This is a genomic window from Microbacterium sp. LWH13-1.2 (assembly GCF_038397735.1).
Classification (GTDB): domain Bacteria; phylum Actinomycetota; class Actinomycetes; order Actinomycetales; family Microbacteriaceae; genus Microbacterium.
On record NZ_CP151635.1, the window covers coordinates 2,307,715 to 2,332,091 of the forward strand.

Sequence of the window (24,377 nt, forward strand, 5' to 3'; positions counted from 1 at the left end):
GGATGCAGAAAGGCCCCCGCGTGCTGCGGGGGCCTCTCTGGAATCACACTCAGATGGAGTTGACGTCCAGCGGGATGCCGGGGCCGAACGTGGTCGACACGGCGCCCTTCTGGATGTAACGGCCCTTCGAGCTCGACGGCTTGAGGCGGACGATCTCCTCGAGCGCTGCGCCGATGTTCTCGTCGAGCTGCTCAGCGGAGAACGACGACTTGCCCACGACGAAGTGCACGTTGGCGTGCTTGTCGACGCGGAACTCGATCTTTCCGCCCTTGATCTCCTCGACGGCCTTGGCCGTGTTGGGGGTCACGGTGCCGGTCTTCGGGTTCGGCATGAGTCCACGCGGACCCAGGACCTTTCCGAGACGACCGACCTGGCCCATGAGCTCCGGGGTCGAGACGGCCGCGTCGAACGCGGTCCAGCCTGCGGCGACCTTCTCGATGAGCTCGGCGCCGCCGACCTCATCTGCACCTGCGGCGATCGCCGCCTCGGCCGCGGGGCCGGTGGCGAAGACGATGACGCGGGCGGTCTTACCGGTGCCGTGGGGCAGGATGACAGTGCCGCGCACCATCTGGTCTGCCTTGCGGGGGTCGACCGAGAGCTTCAGCGCGACCTCGACGGTCGAGTCGAACTTCGACGAGCCGGTCTCCTTGGCGAGGGCGACTGCCTCGGTGGGAGTGTAGAAACGGTCTGCCTCGATCTTCTCGGCGGCAGCCTTGTAAGCCTTGGACTTCGTAGCCATGATTATTCTCCTCAGCCCTCGACCGTGATGCCCATGGAACGGGCGGTGCCGGCGATGATCTTCGAGGCAGCCTCGATGTCGTTCGCGTTCAGGTCGGCCTGCTTGGTCTCAGCGATCTGACGGACCTGGTCCTTGGTGATCTTCGCGACCTTGACCGTGTGAGGCGTCGCCGAGCCCTTGGGCACGCCGGCTGCCTTCTTGATGAGCTCCGCGGCCGGCGGGGTCTTCAGGATGAACGTGAAGCTGCGGTCCTCGTAGACAGTGATCTCGACGGGGATGACGTTGCCGCGCTGCGACTCGGTCGCGGCGTTGTACGCCTTGCAGAACTCCATGATGTTGACGCCATGCTGACCGAGCGCGGGGCCGATCGGCGGCGCCGGGTTGGCTGCACCGGCGTTGATCTGAAGCTTGATCAGGCCGGTCACCTTCTTCTTCGGTGCCATATCCTCTTCCTTTCATCGAACGGATGCGGGTGCATCCGCTCTCCCGCGAACCCGGCATCTCCGGGCTGCGGTCGTCTGCGCGCACACCGAAGCGGCACACAAACCAGACAAGTCTACCTGATCGGCAGGCATGCCGGGAACGCGAGAACGGCCGCCCCGAAAGGGACGGCCGTTCTCGTGAAAAGAGTGTGTCAGACCATCTTGGTGACCTGGTCGAACGACAGCTCGACCGGGGTCTCACGCTCGAAGAGGGAGACGAGCACCGTGAGCTTGCCGCTCTCGGGCTTGATCTCGCTGATCGAACCGGGAAGACCCGCGAACGAGCCCTCCTTGATCGTGATGGTCTCGCCGACCTCGAAGTCGACCTCGGCCGGAAGCGGACGAGCGACGGCGACGCCGCCCTTGGACGCGATGTTCTTCGCGGTCGGGGCGTCCTTGACCTCGACGAGGGACTTCAGCATGTTGAAGGCCTCTTCGAAACGCAGGGGGGTCGGGTTGTGGGCGTTGCCCACGAAGCCGGTGACACCGGGAGTGTGGCGCACGACAGACCAGGTGTCCTCCGTGAGCTCCATCCGCACGAGCACGTAGCCCGGGATGCGCACGCGGGTGACCATCTTGCGCTGGCCGTTCTTGATCTCGACGACGTCCTCCATCGGGACCTCGATCTGGTAGATCTCGTCCTCGACCTCGAGCGTCGACTTGCGCTGCTCGATGTTCGCCTTGACCTTGCGCTCGAAACCGGCGTACGAGTGGATGACGTACCACTTGCCCGGGAGCATCCGCAGGTCGAGACGGAACGCCTCGTACGGGTCTTCCTCGGCGTCCTCGTCCTCATCGGACTCGGCGTCGTCGTCGGTCTGCTCGTCATCGGCGCCGAGGTCGGGACCGTCGTACGGGGTGACCTCGTCGGCCTCAGCGGCCTCGAGCTCGGCGGTCTCTTCCGCCACAGAGTCGTTGAGGACCTCAGCGGCAGCCTCAGACTCAGCCGCTTCGTCCAGATTGAGAGCGTCGTTCACGATCGCGTCAGCCTCCGGGTCGTCGATTTCGATGTCGGTGTCGTCGTTCTGGATCTCGGCGTCGCCCTCGGCGTCGACGTCCTCGATGTGGATGGCGACGTGCTCAGCAGGGGTGACGGAATTCTCTTCCGCGGCGAGCACGTTGCCCTCCTGGGCTTCGTCCTCTTCGCTGGACTGCTCGGCAGCCGTCGCCCAGTCGGCGTCGTCGGAATATCGTTCAGACACGTTGCTTCTTTCCAATCACTGCGGCCAGGGCCGCGAAGGCGTCAGGCGCCCGGAACCCCGAAGACGATGTGTGTCACCCAGGCGAACAGGGTGTCAAGTCCGTAGACGATGCCCATGACGATCAGAACGAAGACGAGCACCACCGCAGTGAACTTGACCAGTTCCTTGCGGGTCGGCGTGACGACCTTGCGCAGCTCTGCGATGACCTGACGGAAGAACAGGGCGATGCTCCCGAAGAAGCCTGCGATGCCACGCTTCTTCTCGCGGGTGGCTCCTGACGCGACGACCTCGCCGCGCGGTTCGTCCTGATCCATCCTGAATGTACCTTTCGTGTGTCAGCGTGTGCTGACGCGCAGGGCGGACAGGAATCGAACCTGCAACCTGCGGTTTTGGAGACCGCTGCTCTGCCAATTGAGCTACCGCCCTAGAGACCGGGAGGTCTCGGGGTGTCATCTTCATCCTGCCACCGCAACCGGACCGGAAGGACCGGGGCACGGCGAAAGAATGCAGACAACAACTGCTCGTCAAGCATACGGCATCCTCCGGCCGGTGCCGAACCGGGCCCGGCCGGGGCGTTGTTGTTAGGCTCGGCGGGCGGATGCAACCGGAGGGAGCGCAGTGAGCGCTGACGTGCAGCAGTTCCAGGTGGACCTGCGCGGGGTCGTCGACCTTCTGAGTCGTCACATCTACTCGAGCCCTCGGGTGTACCTTCGGGAGCTCCTCCAGAACGCCAGGGACGCGATCACGGCCCGACGCGAGGTCGACGGCGAGGGCGGACGCATCCGCATCACGCCGCTGACGGAGGCCTCCGGCGAGTTCGTCCTGCGAGACGACGGCGTGGGCCTGACCGCCGGTGAGGTGGCCGACCTTCTCGCGACGGTCGGACGCAGTTCGAAGCGCGACATCTTCGACCTTCCCCGCAGCGACTACCTCGGCCAGTTCGGCATCGGCCTGCTCAGCTGCTTCATGGTCGCCGACACGATCGTGATCCGCTCGCGCAGCGCGCGGGGCGGCCAGGCCGTCGAGTGGACGGGCAGCGCCGACGGGACGTTCCGTGTGGTCGAGATCGACGACGACCTGCCGATCGGCACGAGCGTGCACCTCGTGCCCCGCTTCGATGCCGATGATCTGCTGCGCCCCGCGGCCGTTCGCGAGCTGGCGTCGACCTTCGCCGAGTTCCTCCCCGTTCGCGTCACGATCGATTCTCCGAACGGCGACGTCGACGTGACCCGCCGCGCGCCGTTCCTCGACGCCGCCGACGACGTCGACGGCGCCGTGCAGTACGGGCGCGACCTCCTCGGCGCCTCACCGCTCGACGTGATCGAACTCTCCGAGCCCGCCACCGGCACGCGCGGACTCGCCTACGTGCTCCCGTACGCTCCCCCGCCGGGCGCGCGGCAGGCGACGCGCATGTACCTCGGCAGGATGCTGCTGGGCGAGCGCGTCGACGACGTGCTGCCCGAGTGGGCCTTCTTCGTGCGGGCGGTCGTCGATTCGACCGGCCTCGCGCCGACCGCGAGTCGTGAGTCCCTGGTCGACGACGCGGCACTGGAGCGCGTGCGCGAGCAGTTCGGCGCGGGCATCCGTCGCTGGGTGCTCGAGCTGGGTCTGCGCGAGCCGCACCGGCTCGCCCAGTTCGTCGCGATCCACGAGGTGGGGCTGAAGTCGCTGGTGCGGCACGATGAGGAGCTCGCGCGGTTCATCACCCGCTGGCTGACTCTCGAGACCACCCACGGCACGATGCGCATCGGCGATCTCGTCGAGCGGTTCCCGCATGTGCGCTTCGCCCCGACGGTCGACGAGTTCCGTCAGGTCGCCGGCATCTCCCCCAGCTCCGAAGTGCTGGTCAACGGCGGGTACCTCTACGACGCCGACCTCGTGCGGATGCTCCCCGATCTCTACCCGCAGATCACCGTCGAACTCGTCGACGTGACCGGCGAGCTCGACCGTCTCGACCCTCCTCCGCTCGACGACCGCGACACCGCCGTCGCGCTCGAGGCCCGCGCCGGAGCCGTGCTGACGGCATCCGGATGCTCGGTCACGGTGCGCTCGATCGACCAGCCGGAGCTCGCCGTCCTCTACGTGGCCGACCCCGAGGTGCTCCGCCGGATCGACCGCGGCCGCACCAAGGGCATCACCGGCTCGCTGTGGGGCGGGGTGCTCGACCGCATCGACTCGACGCTCTCGGCATCACGCGACGACGACCTGAGCGCACGGCTCTGCCTGAACTGGTCGAACCGGGTCGTGCGCGCCCTGGTGCGGGTGCAGGATGACGCGGTGTTCGCCCGCACGGTGCAGCTGCTCTACATCCAGGCGCTCCTGGCCGGGCACCATCCGCTCTCCGACGCGGACCGCGCCCTCATGTCCACGGCGCTCGCCGACCTCGTCTCGCTCTCGGCAGGCGTCGAAGAGGACTCGGTCCCCTTCGGCGACGCGCTCTGATCCGCCCTCCGTCCGAAGGAACCCCGCATGGCACGTCCGCAGAAGCGCTTCACGCAGCTCATCGAGGAGATCGACCGCACCCCGTGGGGCCCCGCCGAGCAGACGCTCGTGGCCGAGGCCGTCGCCCTCGCCGTCGAACTCGGCGACGAGCGCCTCGAGTACGAGGCCCGCATGCGCCAGACCGCATCGGCGAACATGAACGGCGCCACCGACGTGATGCTGAACTCGTTCGCGTGGTGCCTCGCCCGGCATGACGCCGACCCGCAGCGCTTCCCGGCCGATCTGGAGTACGGCGGCGCCGATCTGATGTGGCAGTTCAAGTGGATGGCGTCGTCACTGAGGTCGTCGCCCGCATTCTCGGTCGAGCAGATCGCCGCGGTGCTCGATGACATGGAGGCGCACTACCGCACCGCGGGGCTCGGTCTCAGCGGAGTGCTCACCGCACGGTTCGAGGATGCCTGGGATGCCGGCCGCCTCGACGAGGCCGAGGCGCTGCGCGTGCAGCTGGAGGCGACACCCCGAGACGACCACAGCCACTGCGACGCGTGCGGCCGCAGTCAGGTCGCCGGTTTCTTCGCCGAGACCGATCGTGAGGCGGAGGCGATCCGGCTCATCGAGGAGATGCTCGAGGGCGGGTTCTCGTGCGGAGAGGAGCCTGAGCACGCCCTCTCACGCGTGCTCGTGCCGTACCTGCGCGCCGGGCGCCTCGACGAGGCGAAGAGCGCGCACCTGCGCAGCTACCGTCTGGCGAAGGACAACCCCGACAACCTGCGGATCGTCGCGAACAACATCGTGTTCTCGGCGCTGACCGGCAACGAGGCCCGCGCTCTCGCGCAGATCGAGCGGCACATCTCGTGGCTCGCGCACGACGGTCTCAACGTCGACGCGCATTTCGCCGCCCTCGCCGCATTCGCGTTCGCGCTCGACCGTGTGGCGGCGACCGGCCATGGCGACACCCCGGTGCGAGGAGCCGACGCTCCTGCGCTCACCGCTTTCTTCGGCGAGCACGACGGCACCTGGGGCGCAGCAGAGCTCGCTGCCGCCGCCTGGGCGTCCGCCGAGCGCATCGGCGCCGACTTCGACCGCCGCGACGGCACCGAGGGGCACTCGCGCGCACTCGCCCGCACTCGCGCCCTGGCCACCGAGCACTACGACGTCCCCATCAGATCGGATGCCTTCACCGCTGCTCCCGACGCGACGATTCCCGCCGACGCCGATGCCTGGTTCGACCGCGTGATGGACCTCGCCCAGTTCGGGGCCGAGCACGAGACGCTGCAGGCGCTCCCGCACGCGCTCGCCGTGGAGGATCCGTCGAAGCTCGCCCAGCTCATGTCGATGCGCCTCGGCATCCTGATCGCGCTCGATCGCGCCGACGAAGCCGCCGAGCTGCTCCCGTCACGGATCGACGCGCTGCGGGCCGCAGGGCTCGATGCGCAGGCCGACCTCGAGCAGCGGCTCGGCCTCGCGACCTTCGGCCTCAACACCCCCGACGCGGCATCCGCCCTCGAAGACGAGCTCGCGACCGCCGCAGCCCTTCCCGCGTGGTCCCGCGGCGACCTGGCGATCAGCCGTGCCTCGCTGCACATGCATGCCGAAGAGCCGAGCGCCGCCCTCGACATGGCCGAGATCGCCGCCCGCGCCTTCGCCGAGGCCGGCGACGCCCGTCTGTCGAACACCACGACGCTGATCGCGATCGCGGCCGTGCTGCAGAAGAACGACATCGAGGCGGCATCCGCGCTGTTGGATCGATTCCTCGCCCAGGACGACCTCAGCATCGGTCACCGCGCGCAGGCCCTGCAGACCCGCGCCAGAGTGCGCGGCGGCAGCGAGGCGTTCGTGGAGGGCGCATCGGACGCCGACGAGGCGTCACGCCTGCTGGCGGGCCTCGGAGCGACCAAAGCCCTCGCTGCGGCGCACCTGCTCGCCGGAGCGCTCTGGGAGGACGCGGGCGACCCTGAGAAGGCCGTCACCCGCTACCGAGTCACGTCCCGTCTCGTCGCACAGGAGGGCGGCGATCAGACGGGGGCCGATTTCCGTCTCGCGCGGGCCATGCTCGCTGCGGGCGACGCGGAGGTCGCCGCTGAGCTGTTCGGCCAGGTGCTCGAGAGCGAGGAGCAGGCCGAGGTGCACCCCGCATCGCGCGCGATGACGGCATCTCTCCTCGCCCGCGCGCTGGGCGCATCCGGCGAGTTCGGGCAGGCCGTCGGCGCCTTCGGATACGCCGCACAGCTCTTCGGCGAGGCGGAGGAGCACGCAGATCACGCCGTGGCGCTGACCGAGCGCGCGAAGATCCTCGCCCGTTTCGAGGAGAACGACGAGGCGATCGAGTCGCTCGAGACGGCAGCCGAGATCGTCCGCAACGCCCCGGATGCGGTCGGCGCCCTCGCCGACGTCCTGCACAACCTGGGTCAGGCCTACGGCTCACGGCAGGACGACCGTGCGTTCGCCCTCTTCGACGAGGTCGCAGCGCTCGCCCGGGAGCACGAGGCCGGCTGGCTGCTCGCCGACGTCACCGACTCGCGTGGCCGCGCGCTCGCGCAGTTCGGCCGCACGGACGAGGCCGTGGCCGCCGCGCTGACCGCTGCCGACGGATTCGCCGCGGTCGGTGATGCAGGTTCTGCCGGTGGCTCAGAGCTGTTCGCCGCGCGTCTGCTCGCGGGAGATGAGCGCGCCGCGGATGCCGTGCCGATCTACCGCAGCGCGCTGGAGCACGCGACCGACCATCCGCCGCTCCGTCAGGTGTCGGCTCTCGAGTTGGGCGATCTGCTCGAAGCACTCGGCCGTCACGTCGAGGCCGCGGAAGCGCGCGCGCTGCTCGAGAGCTGAGGCGCCGAGGCTCAGAGGAACTGACGCCAGTTCGCCCGCGCGAGGTCGAGCAGCTCGTCCCCCTTGCCCGACATCACGGTGCGGATCGCGTACAGCGCGAAGCCCTTGACCTGCGCGGCCTCGATCGCGGGCGGCATCGACAGCTCCTGCCGCTCCGTGACGACATCGAGCAGCGCAGGGCCGTCGTGCGCGAGTACCTCTCGCACGGCCTCCGGCAGGTCCTCGCTGTTCTCGACGCGGCGCGCGAAGATTCCCATGGCCTCGGCGATCGCCGCGAAGCTCGGGTTGTCGAGGGACGTGCCGTAGTTGACGAAGCCGGCGGCCTTCATCTCGAGTTCGACGAAGTTCAGCGACGAGTTGTTCACGACGATCGTCTTCACCGGCAGCCTGTTCTGCGTGAGGGTCAGCAGCTCCCCCAGCATCATCGCGAGCCCGCCGTCACCGGCGAGTGCGACGACCTGCCGATCAGGATGCGAGACCTGCGCGCCGATGCCGTGCAGCAGCGCGTTGGCCATCGACCCGTGCGTGAACGAGCCGATCAGCCGTCGGTTCTCGGTCATCGACAGGTACCGGGCCGCCCATACGGTCGGCGAGCCGACGTCTGCGGTGAAGATCGCGTCATCCGCCGCCTGTTCGTCGAGCAGTCGGGCGAGGTACTGCGGGTGGATCGGACGGCCCGCCTTCGTCGGGGTCGCGAGGTCGTCGAGCTTGGCCCTGGTCTTGCGATAGTGCGCGGTCGAGTCGTCGAGGTGATCGCGATCGCTCTTCTCGGCGAGACGCGGCAGCAGTGCGGCGGCGGTCGCTCCGACGTCTCCGACGAGACCGAGGTCGAGCGGATGCCGCTTGCCCAGCTGTGAGCCGCGGATGTCGACCTGGATGGTCGTGGCGTGCTCGGGATAGAACTGCTCGTAGGGGAAGTCGCTGCCCAGCACCAGGAGCGTGTCTGCCGCCTCCATCGCACGGTACCCCGAGGCGAAGCCGAGAAGTCCGGTCATGCCGACGTCGAAGGGGTTGTCGTACTCGATGAACTCCTTGCCGCGGAGGGCGTGCACGATCGGGGCGCCGAGCCGGTCGGCGAGCGCGATGACCTCATCGTGGGCGCCCTCGACACCTGCGCCGGCGAGGATCGTCGTCTTCTTCGAGGCGTTCAGCAGAGTGGCTGCACGCTCGAGCTCATCGCCGCTCGGCACCACCACGGGATGCGCGCGCTCGATCACCACGGCGCGGTCGTCGGCGATCTCGGAGAGCGCGACGTCGCCGGGGATCACGAGCACCGCGACTCCCCGCTGCTCGATCGCCGCACGCATCGCGATCTCGAGAAGGCGCGGCATCTGCTGGGGGTCGGCGACGTACTCGACGTAGACGCTGCACTCGCGGAACAGCTCCTGCGGGTGGGTCTCCTGGAAGTATCCGGTGCCGATCTCTGTGGTCGGGATGTGGGCCGCGATCGCCAGAACCGGCACCCGCGAGCGGTTGGCGTCGTAGAGGCCGTTGATCAGGTGCAGGTTGCCGGGGCCGCACGAACCGGCCACCACCGCGAGTTCACCCGTGAGCGCCGCATCCGCCGCCGCCGCGAACGCCGCGGACTCCTCGTGTCGCACGTGCACCCATCGGATGCCGCCGTCCTTGCGGAGCGCATCGGTGAACCCGTTGAGGGAGTCGCCCGGGAGGCCGTAGACACGGTCGATCCCGTTCGCGCGGAGAGTCTTGACGATGTTCGCTGCGACGGTTGCCATGCTTCCAACCTACGCCCGGGGGCCGGTGCGGGCTCCGGCATCCGTCGAACGTCCATTCTCCGAATGCTGAACGGCGAAGACGACGGAGGGACGGATGCCGATGCATCCGTCCCTCCGTGACGCCGTCGCTCACCCGATGCGGATGAGCTTCTTGTTGACGAATTCGTCGGCGGCGAGGTGGCCGAGCTCGCGCGAGGTGCCGCTGCGCTTGATGCCGCCGAAAGGCAGCTCCGGGCTGTCGGCGAGCACGAGGTTGACGTAGACCATGCCCGCCTCGATGTTGTCGGCCACGCGCTCGGCCTGCTCGGCGTCGGTCGTGAAGACGTACGAGCCCAGACCGAAGGTGGTGTCGTTCGCGAGGGCGACCGCGGCGTCCTCATCGGCGACCCGGTAGACGACCGCCGCGGGGCCGAAGAGCTCCTCGCGGTAGACGTTCATCTCGGGCGTCACGTCGGCGAGCACGGTCGGCGCGAAGAACGCCCCCTCACGGGTGCCTCCGGTCAGCAGCGTCGCCCCCTGCTCGATGGCCTGGTCGATCTGCTTCTGCAGGTTCTCGGCCGCAGTCTCGGACGAGACCGGGCCGAGCACGGTGTCATCGAGCATCGGGTCGGTCGCCGTCACCGCGGCCATCGCAGCCGTGAACTTCTCGACGAACGAGTCGTAGAGGTCGTCGACGATGATGAAGCGCTTCGCTCCGTTGCAGGCCTGGCCGTTGTTATCGAGACGTGCGTCGACGCCCGCCTGCACGGTGGCGTCGAGGTCGTCGGTGGAGAGCACGATGAACGGGTCGGATCCGCCGAGCTCCAGTGCGACCTTCTTGAGGTTGCGTCCGGCGATCTCGGCGACCGCGGCTCCGGCGCGCTCCGATCCCGTGAGCGAGACGCCCTGCACGCGCGGGTCGGCGATCATGTCGGCGATCTGCTCGTTCGTCGCGAGCACGTTCTGGTAGGCGCCCTTCGGGAATCCGGCGTCGTGGTAGATCGCCTCGATCGCAGTCGACGACTCGGGGCACTGCGGTGCGGGCTTGAGCAGGATCGTGTTGCCGACGATCAGGTTCGGCGCCGCGAAGCGGACGATCTGGTACGCCGGGAAGTTCCACGGCATGATGCCGACGAGCGGTCCGAGCGATGAGCGGCGGACGATCGCCGTGCCGTCTCCGAGGATCGCGATCGGCTGGTCGGCCATGATCGCCTCTGCCTGGTCGGCGTAGTACTCGGCGATGTCGGCGGCGAAGTCGACCTCGCCGAGCGCGGCCTCGCGGGGCTTGCCCATCTCTCGCACGAAGACGTCGGCGAGCGCCTCACGGCGTTCGCGGTGCAGCTCGGCCGCACGGCGCAGCAGCGCTGCGCGCTCCGCCACGGTCGACGACCGCGACCAGTCGCGGTGCGCCTCATCGGCAGCTGCCACGGCCTCCTCGATCTGCGCGTCGGTGAAGGTGTCGAAGGACGCCAGCGTCTCTCCGGTGGCGGGGTTGATGACGGCGTAATCGGTCATGTTCTCTCCTCCTCTGGGCCGACCGGTCAGGAGACCGGGATCAGCGTGTACTTGGTGGACAGGTACTCGTGGATGCCCTCGAGACCGCCCTCGCGGCCGACGCCGGACTGCTTGACGCCACCGAAGGGGGCGGCGGCGTTGGACACCACGCCCACATTGAGACCCATCATGCCGGTCTCGAGCTTGTCGATCATGCGCTGGCCGCGCTGCAGGTTCTCGGTGAACACGTACGACACGAGCCCGTACTCGGTGTCGTTCGCGAGACGGACCGCGTCGTCCTCGGTGTCGAAGGTCGCGATCGCGAGCACCGGTCCGAAGATCTCCTCACGGAGGATCGCCGAGCCTGCGACGACATCGGTGAGGACGGTGGGCTCGTAGAACGTGCCGGTTCCCTCGAGCGCCTTGCCGCCGGCGAGAAGCGTGGCACCGCGTTCCACGGCGTCGTCGACGAGCTCACCGGCCTTCGCGACCGCACCTTCGTCGATGAGCGGTCCGATGGCGACGCCCTCTTCGGTGCCGCGGCCGATCTTCATGGCGTTGACGCGCTCGGTGACCTTGCGGGCGAACTCCTCGGCGACGTCCTTGTGGACGATGAAGCGGTTGGCGGCGGTGCACGCCTGACCGATGTTGCGGAACTTCGCAGCCAGCGCGCCGTCCACGGCCTTGTCGAGGTCGGCATCGTCGAACACGACGAACGGGGCGTTGCCGCCCAGCTCCATCGACACGCGCAGCACGCCCTCGGCGGCCTGCGCGATGAGCTTGCGGCCTACCTCGGTCGAGCCGGTGAACGACAGCTTGCGCAGGCGCGGGTCGGCGATGATCGGGGCGGACAGCGCCGACGACTTCGAGGTCTGCACGACGTTGACGACGCCGGCGGGAAGGCCGGCCTTCTCGAGCAGCGACGTGAAGAAGATCGTCGTCAGCGGCGTGAGTGCCGGGGGCTTGATCACCACGGTGCAGCCTGCCGCGAGGGCGGGAGCGATCTTGCGCGTCGCCATCGCGAAGGGGAAGTTCCACGGCGTCACGAAGAACGACGGACCGACGGGACGCTGCGAGACGACCATGTGGCCGGTGCCCTCGGGGTTGATTCCGTAGCGACCGCTGATGCGCACGGCCTCTTCGCTGAACCACCGAAGGAACTCGCCGCCGTAGGCGACCTCTCCGCGCGCCTCGGCGAGAGGCTTTCCCATCTCGAGCGTCATCAGCAGCGCGAGGTCTTCCTTGTGCTCCTGCACGAGGTCGAATGCGCGGCGCAGGATCTCGCTGCGAGTGCGGGGAGCGGTGGCTGCCCACGAGTCCTGCGCGGCCACGGCCGCATCCAGGGCGCGGATGCCGTCGGCGGGGGTCGCATCCGCGATCGTGCGGATCACCGCACCGGTCGCCGGGTCCTGCACGTCGAACGTGCCGCCGGTCTCGCCGTCGATCCACTCTCCCCCGATGAAGAGGCCGGTGGGGATGCTGTCGAGCAGCGCCTGCTCTGTCTGAGTGCTCATGGAATCTCTTTCTGTGGGGACGTGGGTGGGGTCAGCGTCGGCGAACACTCGCGGGAGCATCCATGCTGAGCGTCTCGCCGCGGAAGAACGCCGGGCGCTTGATCGACTGCCAGATCATGATGACGATGCCGATCACGATGATGCCGACGCCGAGGACGAACACGAGGCCGAGACCGCCGATGCTCGATCCGCTGCCGTAGGCGGGATCCATCGAGTCGATGAGCGTCGTCACGAACAGCACGGCGAGGATCGCGCCTCCGACGAGCGGGAACAGGAACGTGAAGAAGAAGCTCCTGGCCGAGTCGAACCACTGCTTGCGGAAGTACCAGACGCACGCGAACGCGGTGAGGCCGTAGTAGAAGCAGATCATCATGCCGAGCGACAGGATCGTGTCGGTGAGCACGTTCTCGCTCACCAGGCGCATCACGGCGTAGAAGACGGATGCGACCACGGCGGAGACGATCGTCGAGTAGCCGGGGGTGAAGAAGCGCGGGCTCACCCGAGCGAACTTCTTCGGCAGGGCCCCGTAATGCCCCATCGCCAGCAATGTGCGGGCAGGGCCGACGGCGGTCGACTGCAGAGATGCCGCCGAGCTCGAGAGCACCGCGAGCGACACGAGGAACGCCAGCGGTCCGAGGATCGGGTCGGACAGGGCGAAGAACACGTTCGCCGAGATGTCCTCGTTCGCGAGACCGTACTCGCCGGTGCCGACGCCGGCGAACATGATCAGGCCGATCGCGAGAAGCAGGTACAGGGCGACGACGACCACGACGGTGACCATCGCGGCGCGACCAGGGGTCTTGGCCGGGTCCTTGGTCTCCTCGTTCATGGTCAGGACGACGTCCCAGCCCCAGAAGATGAAGATCGACAGCGAGAGGCCCGCAGCGAAGGCGCTGAAGGACTGCACCTCGAAGGGGTTGAACCACGACCACGAGAACGCGGTCGGCTCGGGGGCGTCTCCGCTGACGGCCTTGACGATCGCGACGGTGGCGAAGACGACGAGCACGAGCACCTGGAAACCGACCAGGATGTACTGGAACTTCTGCGTGGTCTGCATGTCTCGGTACGACACCAGCGTCGCCCCGAGCATGAAGAGCAGACAGACCACCACGTTGATGAACGGGTTGAAGGCGAGATCAGCGATCTCGGGATTGCCGCTGAGCTGCGCGATCAGTAGGAAGAGGAATTCGACGGCGATGCCGGCGAGGTTCGACAGCACGATGACGGTCGCGGCGATCAGGCCCCAGCCGGTCATCCAGCCGATCCACGGGCCGAACGCTCGCACGCCCCAGGTGAACGAGGTTCCGGAGTCCGGCATCATCCGGTTGAGCTCGCGATACCCGAAGGCGGTCAGGAGCATCGGAATGAAGCCGACGAGCATGATCGCGGGCACCTGGGTGCCGACGACCGCGACCGTCGGTCCGAGCGATGCGGTGAGGGTGTACGCGGGCGCGATCGTGGACACCCCGATCACGACGGCTCCGAGGACGCCGACGGCACCTGCGCTGAGCCCCTTCTGGGAGATCCCGGTCGTCACACCGGATTCGGGCTCCGTCGCCCGGTTCGTGCTGCTCATCAGCGGTCTCCTGCTTCGGCGCGGGTGCGCGGGACGACGATCATCGGTACGGGCAGTTCGTGCAGCATCTTCGCTGCGGTGGAGCCCAGGAACAGGCGGCGCGGCTGCGCCAGACGGCTGGAGCCGACGAGGACGACCTCGCCGGGCAGCCAGGAGAGGTTCGCGACGGCATCCTCGACGCTGTCACCCGGTGCCTCTTCGACCTCGGCCTTCAGCTCTTCGGGCAGCAGGCTCTTGGCCACCGCGAGCACGTCGTTCGCGTGCGCCTCTCCGACCACGCGGATCGCACCGGTGTCGAGACCGGGCGGCACGTCGAACGGCACGAGTGAGACCAGACGCAGACCGACACGGGACTCGGTCGCGATCGCCGCAGCCTCGTCGAGCAGGTTGTCTGCTCCTGCGCGATTGCCGACGGCTGCCGTCACCCGAGGCAGGACGTGGTCGTCCTCGTCGGCGGTTCCCGCCGGGGCGAGTGCGACGGGGATGGTCGACGAGTGCAGCAGCTCCGAGGCGACGCTGCCGAGACGGTGGCGGCCGAAGATGCTGCCGCCGGCGGTCCCGATGACGATCAGCCGGGCGTCGAACTCCTCACCCGCGGCGATAAGCCCCTCGGCGAAGGACTCACCGAAGCGCACGTGCCCCGTACGGGTGAGCTCCTGCGGCAGGCGCACGACCGCATCCTCGAGCCACTCCTTCGCCTGGCGGCGGATGTGGTCCTCGTAGGCCCGCTCCGGAGGCACCGCCGCGCTGCGGGTGCCCTCCGAGGGCAGCACGATCACGAGGTGCAGAACAGCCCCGAGGCTGCGTGCGAGCCGCGCACCGAGAGCCGCGGCATCCGCACCCGCATCCGTCGCCGTGTAGCCGACGACGACTGCACCGGTCATCAGCCGACCTCAGCGGTGTCGCCGGCGGCGCGGCTCGAGTCGACGATGTTCGAGGCCACGAGGTGGCCCATGCGGATCGCACCGTCGACGTGCTGGTAGCCGGCGCCCGCGAGATCGCTGCACGCGAAGTGGATCGGGCCGACGGCCGAGCGCAGGTCTGCGCCGTAGCGGTGCAGACCCCCCATGTCGAAGCTCGCCGCGTACGCGCCGCGCGTCCACTCCTCGGTGCCCCAGTCGCTCTCGTAGTAGACGACGGGGTTCTTTGCCTCGGGTCCGTAGTAGTGCGACAGCGACTCGAGGATGCGCTCCTTGCGCTCCTCTGCCGTGAGAGTGAAGAGGTCATCGGCGTTCTGGTCGCTGACGAAGCCGACCAGGGTGCCCCGCTCATCTGCGTGATTCGTGTTGTCGTACGCCTCGTGCGCCAGCTCGTACGGGCTGAACGCAGTGCCGCTGAGGCCCTGCTCGCGCCAGAACGGGCGGTCGTAGACGGCGTGCACCTTGATGACGAAGCCCATCGAGATGTGTTGGTGCATCTGGTGCTGGCGACGTGGCAGCGGCGGCACGAAGGCGATGCGACTGTAGAGCACCGGCGCATGTGCGAGGATCGCGAACCGCGCGCGCACGGTGAGCTCGTCGGTCGTGGCGGTCACGCCGTCGGCGCCCCACTCGAGCGAGCGCACCGGCTGGTCGAGGTAGACGTCGTCGCCGAGGCGCTCGGCCAGCAGCAGCGGCACCTTCTGCAGGCCGCCCACGACGCGCTTGTCGAGGATGAAGTCGGCATCGACGAGATTCGAGTACGAACCGGCGGATGCCGCCATCAGCAGCGACTGCAGCAGCGAGAACGAGTGCGTGGGCTTGGTGAGCATCGCGGATCCCGTGGCGAAGGCCAGGTTGCGCACGGCCTCGTCGTCGTCGGTCTGCGCTCGCAGCCAGGCATCCCACGTGATCGAGTCCCACTCTTCGGCGTTCGCGTGCTCCCACGGGCGATCGGGGTCGATCTCGGCGACCATGGCGTCGAGTCGTTCGGTGATCTCGGCGATGACCGCCTCGGTCGCAGCCGACACCGGGAACATCTCGCCGGTGAAGCGGTGCGTCTGACCGTCGGGGCCGACGTACACGCTGTCGCCCTCGCGGTAGCGGCTGTAGGTCTCGAGCCCCAGCTCTTCGATGGTGTCCTTCAGCGCGTCCTGATCGGGCGAGACCCACTGTCCGCCGATCTCGAGCATGGCGCCGTCGATGACATCGGTCCACAGACGGCCTCCGACGCGGTCGCGGGCCTCCAGGACGGCGACCGACAAGCCGGCCTTGCGCAGGTCGTTCGCCGCCGTGAGCCCTGCGGCTCCCGCACCGACGATCAGCACGTCACGGGTGATCTCAGCCATCTGCTTCTCCTTCGTTGGAAAGGGGTAGTGCCGGTCGCGATCCGAAATCCCCCGATACGAATCGCGACCGGACGTCTGTTCAGGTCGCGACGGCGTCGCTTCCCGATGTCTCGGTCGCCTGTGCGGCGTTGCGCTTGGCGAGGTTGCGACGCACGAACGGCCAGAAGAGCACGAGCACGCCGGTGGCGATGAGGCTCGTCCAGACCTGGGTGCGTCCGCCCTCGGTCGTGAGCATGACCACGAGCACCGCGGCGATGCAGGTGATCAGCACGATGTTGAGCCACGGGTGCAGCCACATCTTCAGCTTGAGGTTCGCGACCTCCTCCGGCGTCATCTTCTGACGCAGCCGCCACTGGGTCAGCGCGATGAAGACGTAGACGAACAGCGCGACGAGACCGGCGGAGTTCATGATGAAGTCGAAGATGCCCGAACCGGGAGTGAAGAAGTTGACGAGGGTGGCGATGAGGCCGCCGATGGTCGAGGCGAGCAGCGCCATGACGGGCACGCCGCTCTTCGACTTCCTCGTCATGATCTTCGGCGCGAAGCCCTGCTCGGCCAGAGCCGAGAACATGCGCGATGCGGAGTACAGGCCGGAGTTCAGCACCGAGATCACGGCGGTGAAGATGACGAGCTGCATGATGATGCTCGCGCCGGGGATGCCGAACTGCTCGAGCGCGTACGTGAACGGCGCGTTCGCGACGTCGGTCGGCACGGGGAGCTCGTCCCACGGCACGACGGTGACGATGATGAGCACGGATCCGACGAAGAACAGCAGGATGCGCCAGATGATCGTGCTCGTCGCCTGACGGATGCCCTTGGCAGGGTCCTCGGACTCGGCCGACGCCATCACGGCGATCTCCGTGCCGAAGTACGAGAAGATCACCAGCGCGACACCGGTGAAGGCGACGCCGTAGCCGTTCGGGGCGAAGCCGCCGTGCTCCCAGAGGTTCGACACCGAGACCTCGGAGTTCGGCCAGAGTCCGAAGGCGAAGAGCAGACCGGCGCCGAGGAACACGACGATCGCGAGCACCTTGATGCTGGCGAGCCAGAACTCGACCTCGCCGAACGTGCGGACCGAGATGACGTTGGTTCCGACGAAGATCGCGATGAGGATCAGAGACCAGGCCCAGGACGGCACCGCCGGGAACCAGCTGGCCATCGTCTCGCCGCCGAGGACCGCCTCGTAGGCGAGAACGCCGACCCAGAAGTACCAGTACAGCCAGCCCACGAGGTAGGCGGCCCAGTTGCCGAGGCCGACCCTCGCGTATTCCATGAACGAGCCGATGGCCGGACGCGATGCCGCCATCTCGCCGAGCATCCGCATCGCCAGGAATACCAGCAGGCCGCCGATCAGGTACGACAGCACGGCGGCGGGCCCCACGGCGCGGATGACGTTGCCCGATCCGACGAACAGGCTCGCGCCGATGATCCCGCCGAGCGTGATCATCGTGACGTGACGGGACCGCAGCTTCTTCGTGCGCGGGTTCGCGCCCGCGAAACCGGCCGACGTCTCAGGAGAGACGGGCCGATCCCACTGCGATTCCGGTTGCGTCGACATGTCAGGCCGCAGCGAGCGCCGCAGCGACGACGTCGAGGCCCTCGTTCAGCAGATCGTCGCCGATCGCGAGAGGCGGCAGGAAGCGGATGACGTTGCCGTAGGTGCCGCAGGTGAGGACGATCACGCCCTGGGCGACGCATGCCTTGGCGACGGCTGCGGTGAGTGCGGCATCCGGCGCCTTGGTCTCGGGATCGACGAACTCGGCAGCGATCATCGCGCCGTGTCCGCGGATGTCGCCGATGCGGGCGTCCTTCTGCTGCATCGCGCCGAGGCGCTGCGTGAGGATCTCGCCGATCTCGCGCGCCCGCTCGATCACACCGTCGTTCTCGAAGACGTCGATCGCCGCGAGGGCTGCCGCGCACGCGATCGGGTTGCCGCCGTAGGTTCCGCCGAGGCCGCCCGAGTGCGAGGCGTCCATGATCTCTGCGCGGCCGGTGACGGCGGCGAGCGGCAGGCCGCCCGCGATGCCCTTGGCCGTGGTGATGAGGTCGGGCTCGACGCCGAAGATCTCGCTCGCGAACATGTGGCCGGTGCGGGCGAAGCCCGTCTGCACCTCGTCGGCGATGAAGACGACGCCGTTGGCGCGGCACCACTCGGCGATCGCCGGCAGGAACCCCTCGGCGGGGACGATGAAGCCGCCCTCGCCCTGGATCGGCTCGATGATCACGGCGGCGAGGTTGTCGGCGCCGATCTGCTTCTCGAGTTGGAGGATGACGCGGGATGCCGCCTCGGGGCCTGCGAGCCCGTCGCGGAACGGGTACGACATCGGAGCGCGGTACACCTCGGGCGCGAACGGGCCGAACCCGCTCTTGTAGGGCATCGACTTGGCCGTCAGCGCCATGGTGAGGTTGGTGCGGCCGTGGTAGCCGTGGTCGAAGGCGACGACCGCCTGGCGACCGGTGTGCTTGCGGGCGATCTTGATCGCGTTCTCGACGGCCTCGGCGCCGGAGTTGAACAGCGCGCTCTTCTTCGCGAAGTCGCCGGGGGTGAGGCGGTTGAGGGCCTCGGCGACCTCGATGTACGACTCGTACGGCGAGATCATGAAGCAGGTGTGCGTGAACTGCGCGGCCTGCGCGGCGACGGCTGCGGCGACCTTCGGGTGCGCGTTGCCGACCGTAGTCACGGCGATGCCGGATCCGAGGTCGATGAGCGAGTTGCCGTCGGCGTCGACGACCACTCCTCCGCCTGCGGCGACGGCTGCGACGGGAACAGTGTGCCCGACACCCGCTGCCACGGCGTCTGCCTTGCGTGCGAGGATCTCCGCCGACCGGGGGCCGGGAAGGTCTGTCACGAGGCGACGCTCCTGGGGGAGCTCGGGTCCGCCGAGGGGAACTGCAACAGCTGCGTTGTCGAGGAGTGCCATGTGGGTGAGCGTACGACTCGGACATCGACCGCCGCATTCGCCCAGCTGTACAATCTGATCGAGATCATCGCCGGGCCGTACAAAGACCGTTCACGCGATGGAGATGGAGACCACGCATGGATGCCGCCGAGCAGCCCACTCTTCGCGCACTCCTCAGCCGTCGCGACCTCGGTCTGGGCCTCGTCTCGGCAGAGACCGATCTCCCGCTCGGCGCGGTGGATCGTCCACTGCGCTGGGTGCACAGCTCCGACCTCGCCGACCCCACGCCCTTCCTCGCGGAAGACCTCGCACTGCTGACAACCGGCACTCAGTTCGACGCCGGCATCGACGTCGAGCTGTACGTCGGGCGCCTCTCCGACCGAGGTGTGCTCGGCCTCGGTTTCGGCACGGACGTGCACCGCGCCGGCATCCCCGACGAGCTCGTCACCGAGTGCGCGCGCCGAGGCATCCCGCTGTTCGAGGTGCCCTACCGCACGCCGTTCATCGCCGTCGCCCGCGCGCATTCCGAGGCGATCGCGGCACAGGCGTACGCCCGCAGGTCATGGGCGCTCGACACGCAGCGCGCACTGGCACTCGCCGCGCTCCGCCCGCATGGACTGGACGCGACGGTCGCCGAGCTCGGCCGCCGCCTCGGAGTCTGGGTCGGCATGTACGACGCATCCGGCGCTCTGCAGCTGTCGCATCCCCGGGCGTCCGTCTCGACGGACCGCCTGACAGCACTCGGCGAGCGCGCCACCGAGATCCTCACCCGCGGCCTCGAATCCGGGCAGTCGCTCACGATCGACGAACAGACGTTCATGCTGTTCACGGTCGGGCGCGGCGGGCAGCTGCGGGGTGTGATCGCGCTCGCGGTCGACGCACTCGATTCCGAGGCCCGCACGGTCGTGACCTCCGTGATCGCCATGGCCGGGCTCGCACTCGAGCAGAGCGACCAGCTCGCCCGCAGCAGGCGGAAGCTGAACTCCCAGCTGCTGGGCTCGCTGCTCGATGACGACGCTTCCCTCGCCAGGAGAGTGCTCGGCAGCATGCCCGCGGCACCCGTCGTGGTGGCGATCGCCGCCGACGCCCCGACCGGCCCACTGACCGACTGGTGGGAGCGACGGCGCTCCGAGCACGGGACCGCGAGCTTCCTCGCGGAGTCCCCGGACGGCGTCGTGCTGTGCGTCTCGATGGCCGACGACGCGCTGCTCGACGAGATCGCGATCCGCTTCGGCATCCGCATCGGTGCCTCCGGTTCGGAGTCGTACGACGCGTTCTCGCGGGCGCACGCTCAGGCGCTCGCGGCGCTGCGCCAGCAGTCGGATGCGGGGGTGTTCCACTTCGCGGACGCGGCAGGGTCCAGCATCCTCAGCGCGCTGGCGACCGACGAGGCGCGCCTGGTCGCCGAGTCGCGCCTCGCCCCGCTGCGCGACCACGACGCGCGATCGGGCGGCGACCTCGAAAACTCTCTGCGTGTGTGGCTCGAGCACGATGCCAGAGCCGAGCCTGCGGCGGCTGCTCTCGGGGTGCACCGCCACACCCTCCGGTCGCGCATCGCGCAGGCGGGTGCGCTGCTCGGCTCCGACCTGTCGTCGTTCCCCGCCCGCGCCGAACTGTGGGCGCTGCTGCAGACCGCGCGGGACTGAACGCGCCCTCTCGGTCAGCTGGCTGACGTTCTCCCGCATGGCGGCGGATGGGGATGCCCTCGTCCAGCCATCCGGGGATCGCTCAGCCGTCCGTCCCCTCGGCGGGATGCAGGTAGCGTCCGACGAACTCCTCGAAGAGGGCGACCATGTCGACGGAGTCGTCCAGGAGCCACTGCAGCTGGATTCCGTCCATGACCGCGCTGATCAGTCGTGCCGCCAGCGCGGGGTCGACGTCGGCACGGACCTCTCCGTCCGCCTGGCCACGTCGCAGGATCTCCTCGGCCTCGGCCGCCCTGTCTCGATAGCGGGCGGCGAAGTCGGCGTGCGACGGATGATCGGGGTCGGTCGCCTCCGCCGAGACGATCGCGTACAACGAGGTCAGCCCCCGCGAGGTCTGGTTGTGCGCGACGACCCGCTTCGCCTGCTCGATCAGCGCATGCTCCGCAGGATCCCCTGCCGCCTCCCGCACCTTCTCGTCGCGCTGGTGGATCACCTCGGCGAAGAGCTCCTCCTTGCCGGCGAAGTGGTGCAGCAGGCCGGCGGGCGTCACACCCACGCGCTTCGCGATCTCCCGCAGGGATCCGCCGTGGAATCCCGTGCGGGAGAACACCGCGAGAGCTTCGTCGACGATCGCCTGCCGGCGCGCCTGCCCCGTGGCATACGGGCCTCGGGGCCTGCGCGCCGGCGCCGCCTGCTGCTCATCCGTGCTCATCACCCGCTCCTGTCATCGGCGGGGTGAGGAGGGTCTCAGCCGTGGCTGTTCCCCGATCCCCATGACGAGCCGAATACCTGTTGTTTCATGGCGGGCCGCAGGCGCTGTTCCATCTCGCGGTCCACGAAGTAGTCCTTGAGTGTATCTTTGGTCAGCTCGTTGCCGATCGCCGCCATGATCATCGACTGATCGAGCGACAGGTACCGTTCGGCGATCGTGCCGCTCTCGACGGCGACGGCATCGTAGAAGCCACCGGGGCCGTACGCGTGGAGCTCGTTCTCGATGCCGTGCAGGTTGCTGAGGGCACCCTTCCGGTCGTACGGCAGCGCGAGGAAGGCCGCATGAGGCGTCACCACGCCGTCGCCGAACTCCGGGGCCGGATTCGTTCCTGTCGTGCACCCCGGCCGGTCGATGTCGACATCGGTCTTCTCGGCGTCCGAGGTGTAGCCGTCGGACCGCATGCCGGCGACGTCGACTCCGTACTCGGCGTACCCGCCGAAGGGATCACTCGCGGGCGAGAAGCCCCAGAAGCCGTACCCCGCCTCGTCGAGCCCGTGCTGCTTCTGCACGGCGACCGTGATCGGGTGGTTGAGCTTCCACGACTGCGGTCCCCATTTGGTCTCCGGCACCAGGAGATCGGGCATCAGCGACTCGAACATGCTGCCGCCCCAGCTCGGGACGAACGACATCCCGGCGTAGTCGTACACGCCTTCCCAGACCTCGACGCCGTCGTAGGTGCGGTACTCGCCGCGCGGTAGCTGCTCCTGCCACGCCCAGTCGCATCCGGGCGGCATGGTGCGATGCGTCCCGTAGAGCGCCGTGGCGGGGATCTGTCCGTTGGCGATGCCGAGATAGGTCGCGATGCGGCTCTCGCTCACGGTCGTGTCGTAGTGGTGACACGTGTAGTACACGGTCTCCCCCGAGCCGTTGTACATGGGTGCCTCGACACTGCAGTCGGGCGGCGCCGCATCCCAGAACCCGCCGCGGTTCGTGCCCGCGGGCAGGCCTGCGGCGCCTGCAGGATCGAAGAACGCACCGAAGTCCATCGAGTCGTACAGTGCGTCGGCCTCGGTCGCGAGCTCCGGCTCCGCCTCGCGGACGATGCGCAGCGCCGCCGCGAGCCATCCGTTGTCCACCGTGCTGAGGAACGGGTGCACGGCGTCACCCGAGTCGGGCCAGGTCGTCAGCTTCTCGCCCGTCGTCGGCGAGTACCAGTTGTAGAACATGCCGCTCGCGTCGTTTCGCTCGAGCCCTGCGAGGGTGTCGAGCGTGGTCGACAAGCGGGTGCGCGCCTCGTCGTCGGCGATGATCCCCAGGTCGCGAGCCGTCACGGTCGACCACAGGTAGCCGCCGATGTTCGTCGGCGACGTGTAGTCGCCCGGCGTCTCGAGATCACCCGTCACGTTGTCTGCCGGCAGGCCCGTCTGCTCATCCGTCATCGCATCCAGTGATCGCCAGGTGTCCGTCGCCCAGCGGTTCAGATCCTCGGCGCCCGGGCGCCCTGCGCCAGCTGTCGCGGGCCCGGCGAGACTCAGTCCCGCGACCACCAGTCCGGCGGTCGCCACTGCGCTCATCCATCGCTTCATCGTGTCTCCTCTTCGAGAACGGCGCTGCCGATCGCAGCGCTCCGACACGCGAAAACCTAACACCTGTTCGGTGTTCATTCAACCCCTCTCCTGCACGCGCTCCCCCGGGCGCACTCTCTCGTGGGTCCGGCACCAGCTCTCAGCCGAGCGAATCGAGAGCATCGAGCAGGTCGCCCGCAGGTGTGAGGCGACTTTTGGCAGCGCGATACGGTGGAGGGGTGACCTCCCCCCTCACAGAAGCGACCCCCGATCGTCTCGAATGGGCCGACACCGCGCGAGGCCTCAGTGTCACGCTCATCGTCATCCTCCACCTCTGGGCCATTCACCTGACCTACTGGATCACCGACACGACCGTGATGCGCGTGCTCGCCGACGTCATCGAATGGACGGGACCGCTGCGGATCCCCCTGTTCTTCTTCGTCTCGGGCTTCCTGGCATCTCGATCGCTCCGCAAGCCGTGGCGTCAGGCCTGGCGCGGACGAGTGCTCAGCGTCGCCTACCTCTACATCGGCTGGGTGTCGTTCTCGACGGCGTTCCTCTGGATCGAGAATCGCGCGCACAATCAACCCACTGAGAACCCGGTCGTCACGATCGCGCAGAACCTGTTCGCACCGCAGACGCATCTCTGGTACCTGTGGGCGCTCATCGTGCTCTTCATGCTGGTCTGGGCGACGAGAGCAGTGCCCGGATGGATCATGCTGGCCGTGGCCGCCGCCCTCAGCATCTCGGCTCCCTTCTTCCTGGAGCATCCGTTCCTGCAGGTGGGCTCCGCGACCGTCTTCTACGTCGCCGGGGCGCGGTTCCCCGCCATAACGGGGTGGCTGTCGTCTCGACGGAAGGTCTGGATCTTCGCCGGCGCTGCGAGCATATACATCGTCTCCATGCTTCTCGGCCCCACGGACCCGTACGGCGTCGCCGACCCGTTCACCTCCAGCGTCGGCGTGGCCGCCATGGTGGCGCTCCTCGCCGTGGTGTCGCACCAGCGATGGACCGGGGTGCTGAAGCTCATCGGTCGCAACACGCTGCCGGTCTTCATCCTGAATCCGTTCGTCTTCATCCTGCTCAACGAGCTGCTCCTGAACGATTCGACTCTCGCCGCCTGGTTGCACGATCACCCCCGAGGAGCCGGCCTCTACGTCGCGTGCATCATCGTCGCGACGATCGCGGGGAGCATCGGCATCAAGCTGGGGGCCGATCGGATCGGCCTGAGGTGGCTGTTCGCGATGCCGACCAGCTGGTTCTCGGGAACGCGCGTCCGTCGCGCCTGACTGCTGCCG

Annotated in this window: 18 protein-coding genes and 1 tRNA gene; 4 read left to right on the forward strand and 15 right to left on the reverse strand. The window is 68.3% G+C overall.

Going from position 1 to position 24,377, the window contains the following annotated elements:
- Positions 1-49: 49 nt before the first annotated feature.
- From rplA to MRBLWH13_RS11105, 5 genes are all read right to left on the reverse strand, one after another.
- Entirely contained in the window at positions 50-739 is a 690-nt protein-coding gene (gene rplA / locus MRBLWH13_RS11085) for a 50S ribosomal protein L1 (protein WP_056514047.1), read from the reverse strand.
- 11 nt (positions 740-750) lie between these two features.
- Positions 751-1,182 carry a 50S ribosomal protein L11 gene (gene rplK / locus MRBLWH13_RS11090; protein ID WP_056312763.1) on the reverse strand — a complete coding sequence of 144 codons (432 nt, stop codon included), beginning with the start codon at positions 1,180-1,182 and terminating at the stop codon, positions 751-753.
- 191 nt (positions 1,183-1,373) lie between these two features.
- A complete protein-coding gene (nusG, locus tag MRBLWH13_RS11095) occupies positions 1,374-2,423 on the reverse strand; it encodes a transcription termination/antitermination protein NusG (protein WP_341955102.1) in 1,050 nt (349 codons plus the stop codon).
- A gap of 41 nt (positions 2,424-2,464) precedes the next feature.
- Positions 2,465-2,737, reverse strand: coding sequence for a preprotein translocase subunit SecE (gene secE / locus MRBLWH13_RS11100; protein ID WP_056312767.1), 273 nt, complete (start codon positions 2,735-2,737; stop codon positions 2,465-2,467).
- Positions 2,738-2,776: 39 nt separating this feature from the next.
- A tRNA-Trp gene (locus MRBLWH13_RS11105) sits at positions 2,777-2,849 on the reverse strand.
- A 192-nt stretch (positions 2,850-3,041) separates the two neighbouring features.
- Here MRBLWH13_RS11105 and MRBLWH13_RS11110 point away from each other — a divergent pair.
- Positions 3,042-4,865 carry an HSP90 family protein gene (locus tag MRBLWH13_RS11110; RefSeq protein ID WP_341955103.1) on the forward strand — a complete coding sequence of 608 codons (1,824 nt, stop codon included), beginning with the start codon at positions 3,042-3,044 and terminating at the stop codon, positions 4,863-4,865.
- Positions 4,866-4,892: 27 nt separating this feature from the next.
- Positions 4,893-7,691: a hypothetical protein gene (locus tag MRBLWH13_RS11115; RefSeq protein ID WP_341955104.1), complete on the forward strand. Its 2,799-nt coding sequence runs from the start codon at positions 4,893-4,895 to the stop codon at positions 7,689-7,691.
- A gap of 11 nt (positions 7,692-7,702) precedes the next feature.
- Here the strand turns inward: MRBLWH13_RS11115 and poxB are convergent, their stop codons facing one another.
- The 8 genes from poxB to gabT form a co-directional block, all read right to left on the reverse strand.
- Positions 7,703-9,427, reverse strand: a complete 1,725-nt coding sequence (gene poxB / locus MRBLWH13_RS11120) for a ubiquinone-dependent pyruvate dehydrogenase (RefSeq protein WP_341955105.1) — start codon at positions 9,425-9,427, stop codon at positions 7,703-7,705.
- Positions 9,428-9,556: 129 nt separating this feature from the next.
- Positions 9,557-10,921 carry an NAD-dependent succinate-semialdehyde dehydrogenase gene (locus MRBLWH13_RS11125; protein WP_341955106.1) on the reverse strand — a complete coding sequence of 455 codons (1,365 nt, stop codon included), beginning with the start codon at positions 10,919-10,921 and terminating at the stop codon, positions 9,557-9,559.
- A gap of 26 nt (positions 10,922-10,947) precedes the next feature.
- Positions 10,948-12,414 carry an NAD-dependent succinate-semialdehyde dehydrogenase gene (locus MRBLWH13_RS11130; RefSeq protein ID WP_341955107.1) on the reverse strand — a complete coding sequence of 489 codons (1,467 nt, stop codon included), beginning with the start codon at positions 12,412-12,414 and terminating at the stop codon, positions 10,948-10,950.
- A gap of 31 nt (positions 12,415-12,445) precedes the next feature.
- Complete coding sequence (locus MRBLWH13_RS11135) at positions 12,446-13,990, reverse strand: APC family permease (protein WP_341955108.1); 1,545 nt, start codon at positions 13,988-13,990, stop codon at positions 12,446-12,448.
- Positions 13,990-14,874: a universal stress protein gene (locus MRBLWH13_RS11140; RefSeq protein ID WP_341955109.1), complete on the reverse strand. Its 885-nt coding sequence runs from the start codon at positions 14,872-14,874 to the stop codon at positions 13,990-13,992. The genes MRBLWH13_RS11135 and MRBLWH13_RS11140 overlap by 1 nt, the downstream gene beginning before the upstream one ends.
- On the reverse strand, positions 14,874-16,256 hold the full coding sequence (locus MRBLWH13_RS11145) for an NAD(P)/FAD-dependent oxidoreductase (RefSeq protein ID WP_341955110.1): 1,383 nt from the start codon (positions 16,254-16,256) through the stop codon (positions 14,874-14,876). Before MRBLWH13_RS11145 ends, MRBLWH13_RS11140 begins: the two co-directional genes overlap by 1 nt.
- Positions 16,257-16,335: 79 nt before the next feature.
- Positions 16,336-17,814 carry an amino acid permease gene (locus MRBLWH13_RS11150; RefSeq protein WP_341955111.1) on the reverse strand — a complete coding sequence of 493 codons (1,479 nt, stop codon included), beginning with the start codon at positions 17,812-17,814 and terminating at the stop codon, positions 16,336-16,338.
- Between the two features lies 1 nt (position 17,815).
- Positions 17,816-19,177 (reverse strand): 4-aminobutyrate--2-oxoglutarate transaminase, encoded by a 1,362-nt coding sequence (gabT, locus tag MRBLWH13_RS11155; protein WP_341955112.1) that lies wholly within the window; start codon positions 19,175-19,177, stop codon positions 17,816-17,818.
- A 116-nt stretch (positions 19,178-19,293) separates the two neighbouring features.
- On the opposite strand from gabT, the gene MRBLWH13_RS11160 reads away from it, so the two are divergent.
- A complete protein-coding gene (locus MRBLWH13_RS11160; protein ID WP_341955113.1) occupies positions 19,294-20,802 on the forward strand; it encodes a PucR family transcriptional regulator ligand-binding domain-containing protein in 1,509 nt (502 codons plus the stop codon).
- An 82-nt stretch (positions 20,803-20,884) separates the two neighbouring features.
- Here MRBLWH13_RS11160 and MRBLWH13_RS11165 read toward each other — a convergent pair whose 3' ends face one another.
- Positions 20,885-21,514, reverse strand: a complete 630-nt coding sequence (locus tag MRBLWH13_RS11165; protein ID WP_341955114.1) for a TetR/AcrR family transcriptional regulator — start codon at positions 21,512-21,514, stop codon at positions 20,885-20,887.
- Between the two features lie 35 nt (positions 21,515-21,549).
- Complete coding sequence (locus MRBLWH13_RS11170; RefSeq protein ID WP_341955115.1) at positions 21,550-23,100, reverse strand: glucoamylase family protein; 1,551 nt, start codon at positions 23,098-23,100, stop codon at positions 21,550-21,552.
- Positions 23,101-23,318: 218 nt separating this feature from the next.
- Here MRBLWH13_RS11170 and MRBLWH13_RS11175 point away from each other — a divergent pair, with 218 nt between their 5' ends.
- Complete coding sequence (locus tag MRBLWH13_RS11175; RefSeq protein WP_341955116.1) at positions 23,319-24,368, forward strand: acyltransferase family protein; 1,050 nt, start codon at positions 23,319-23,321, stop codon at positions 24,366-24,368.
- Positions 24,369-24,377: the final 9 nt, after the last annotated feature.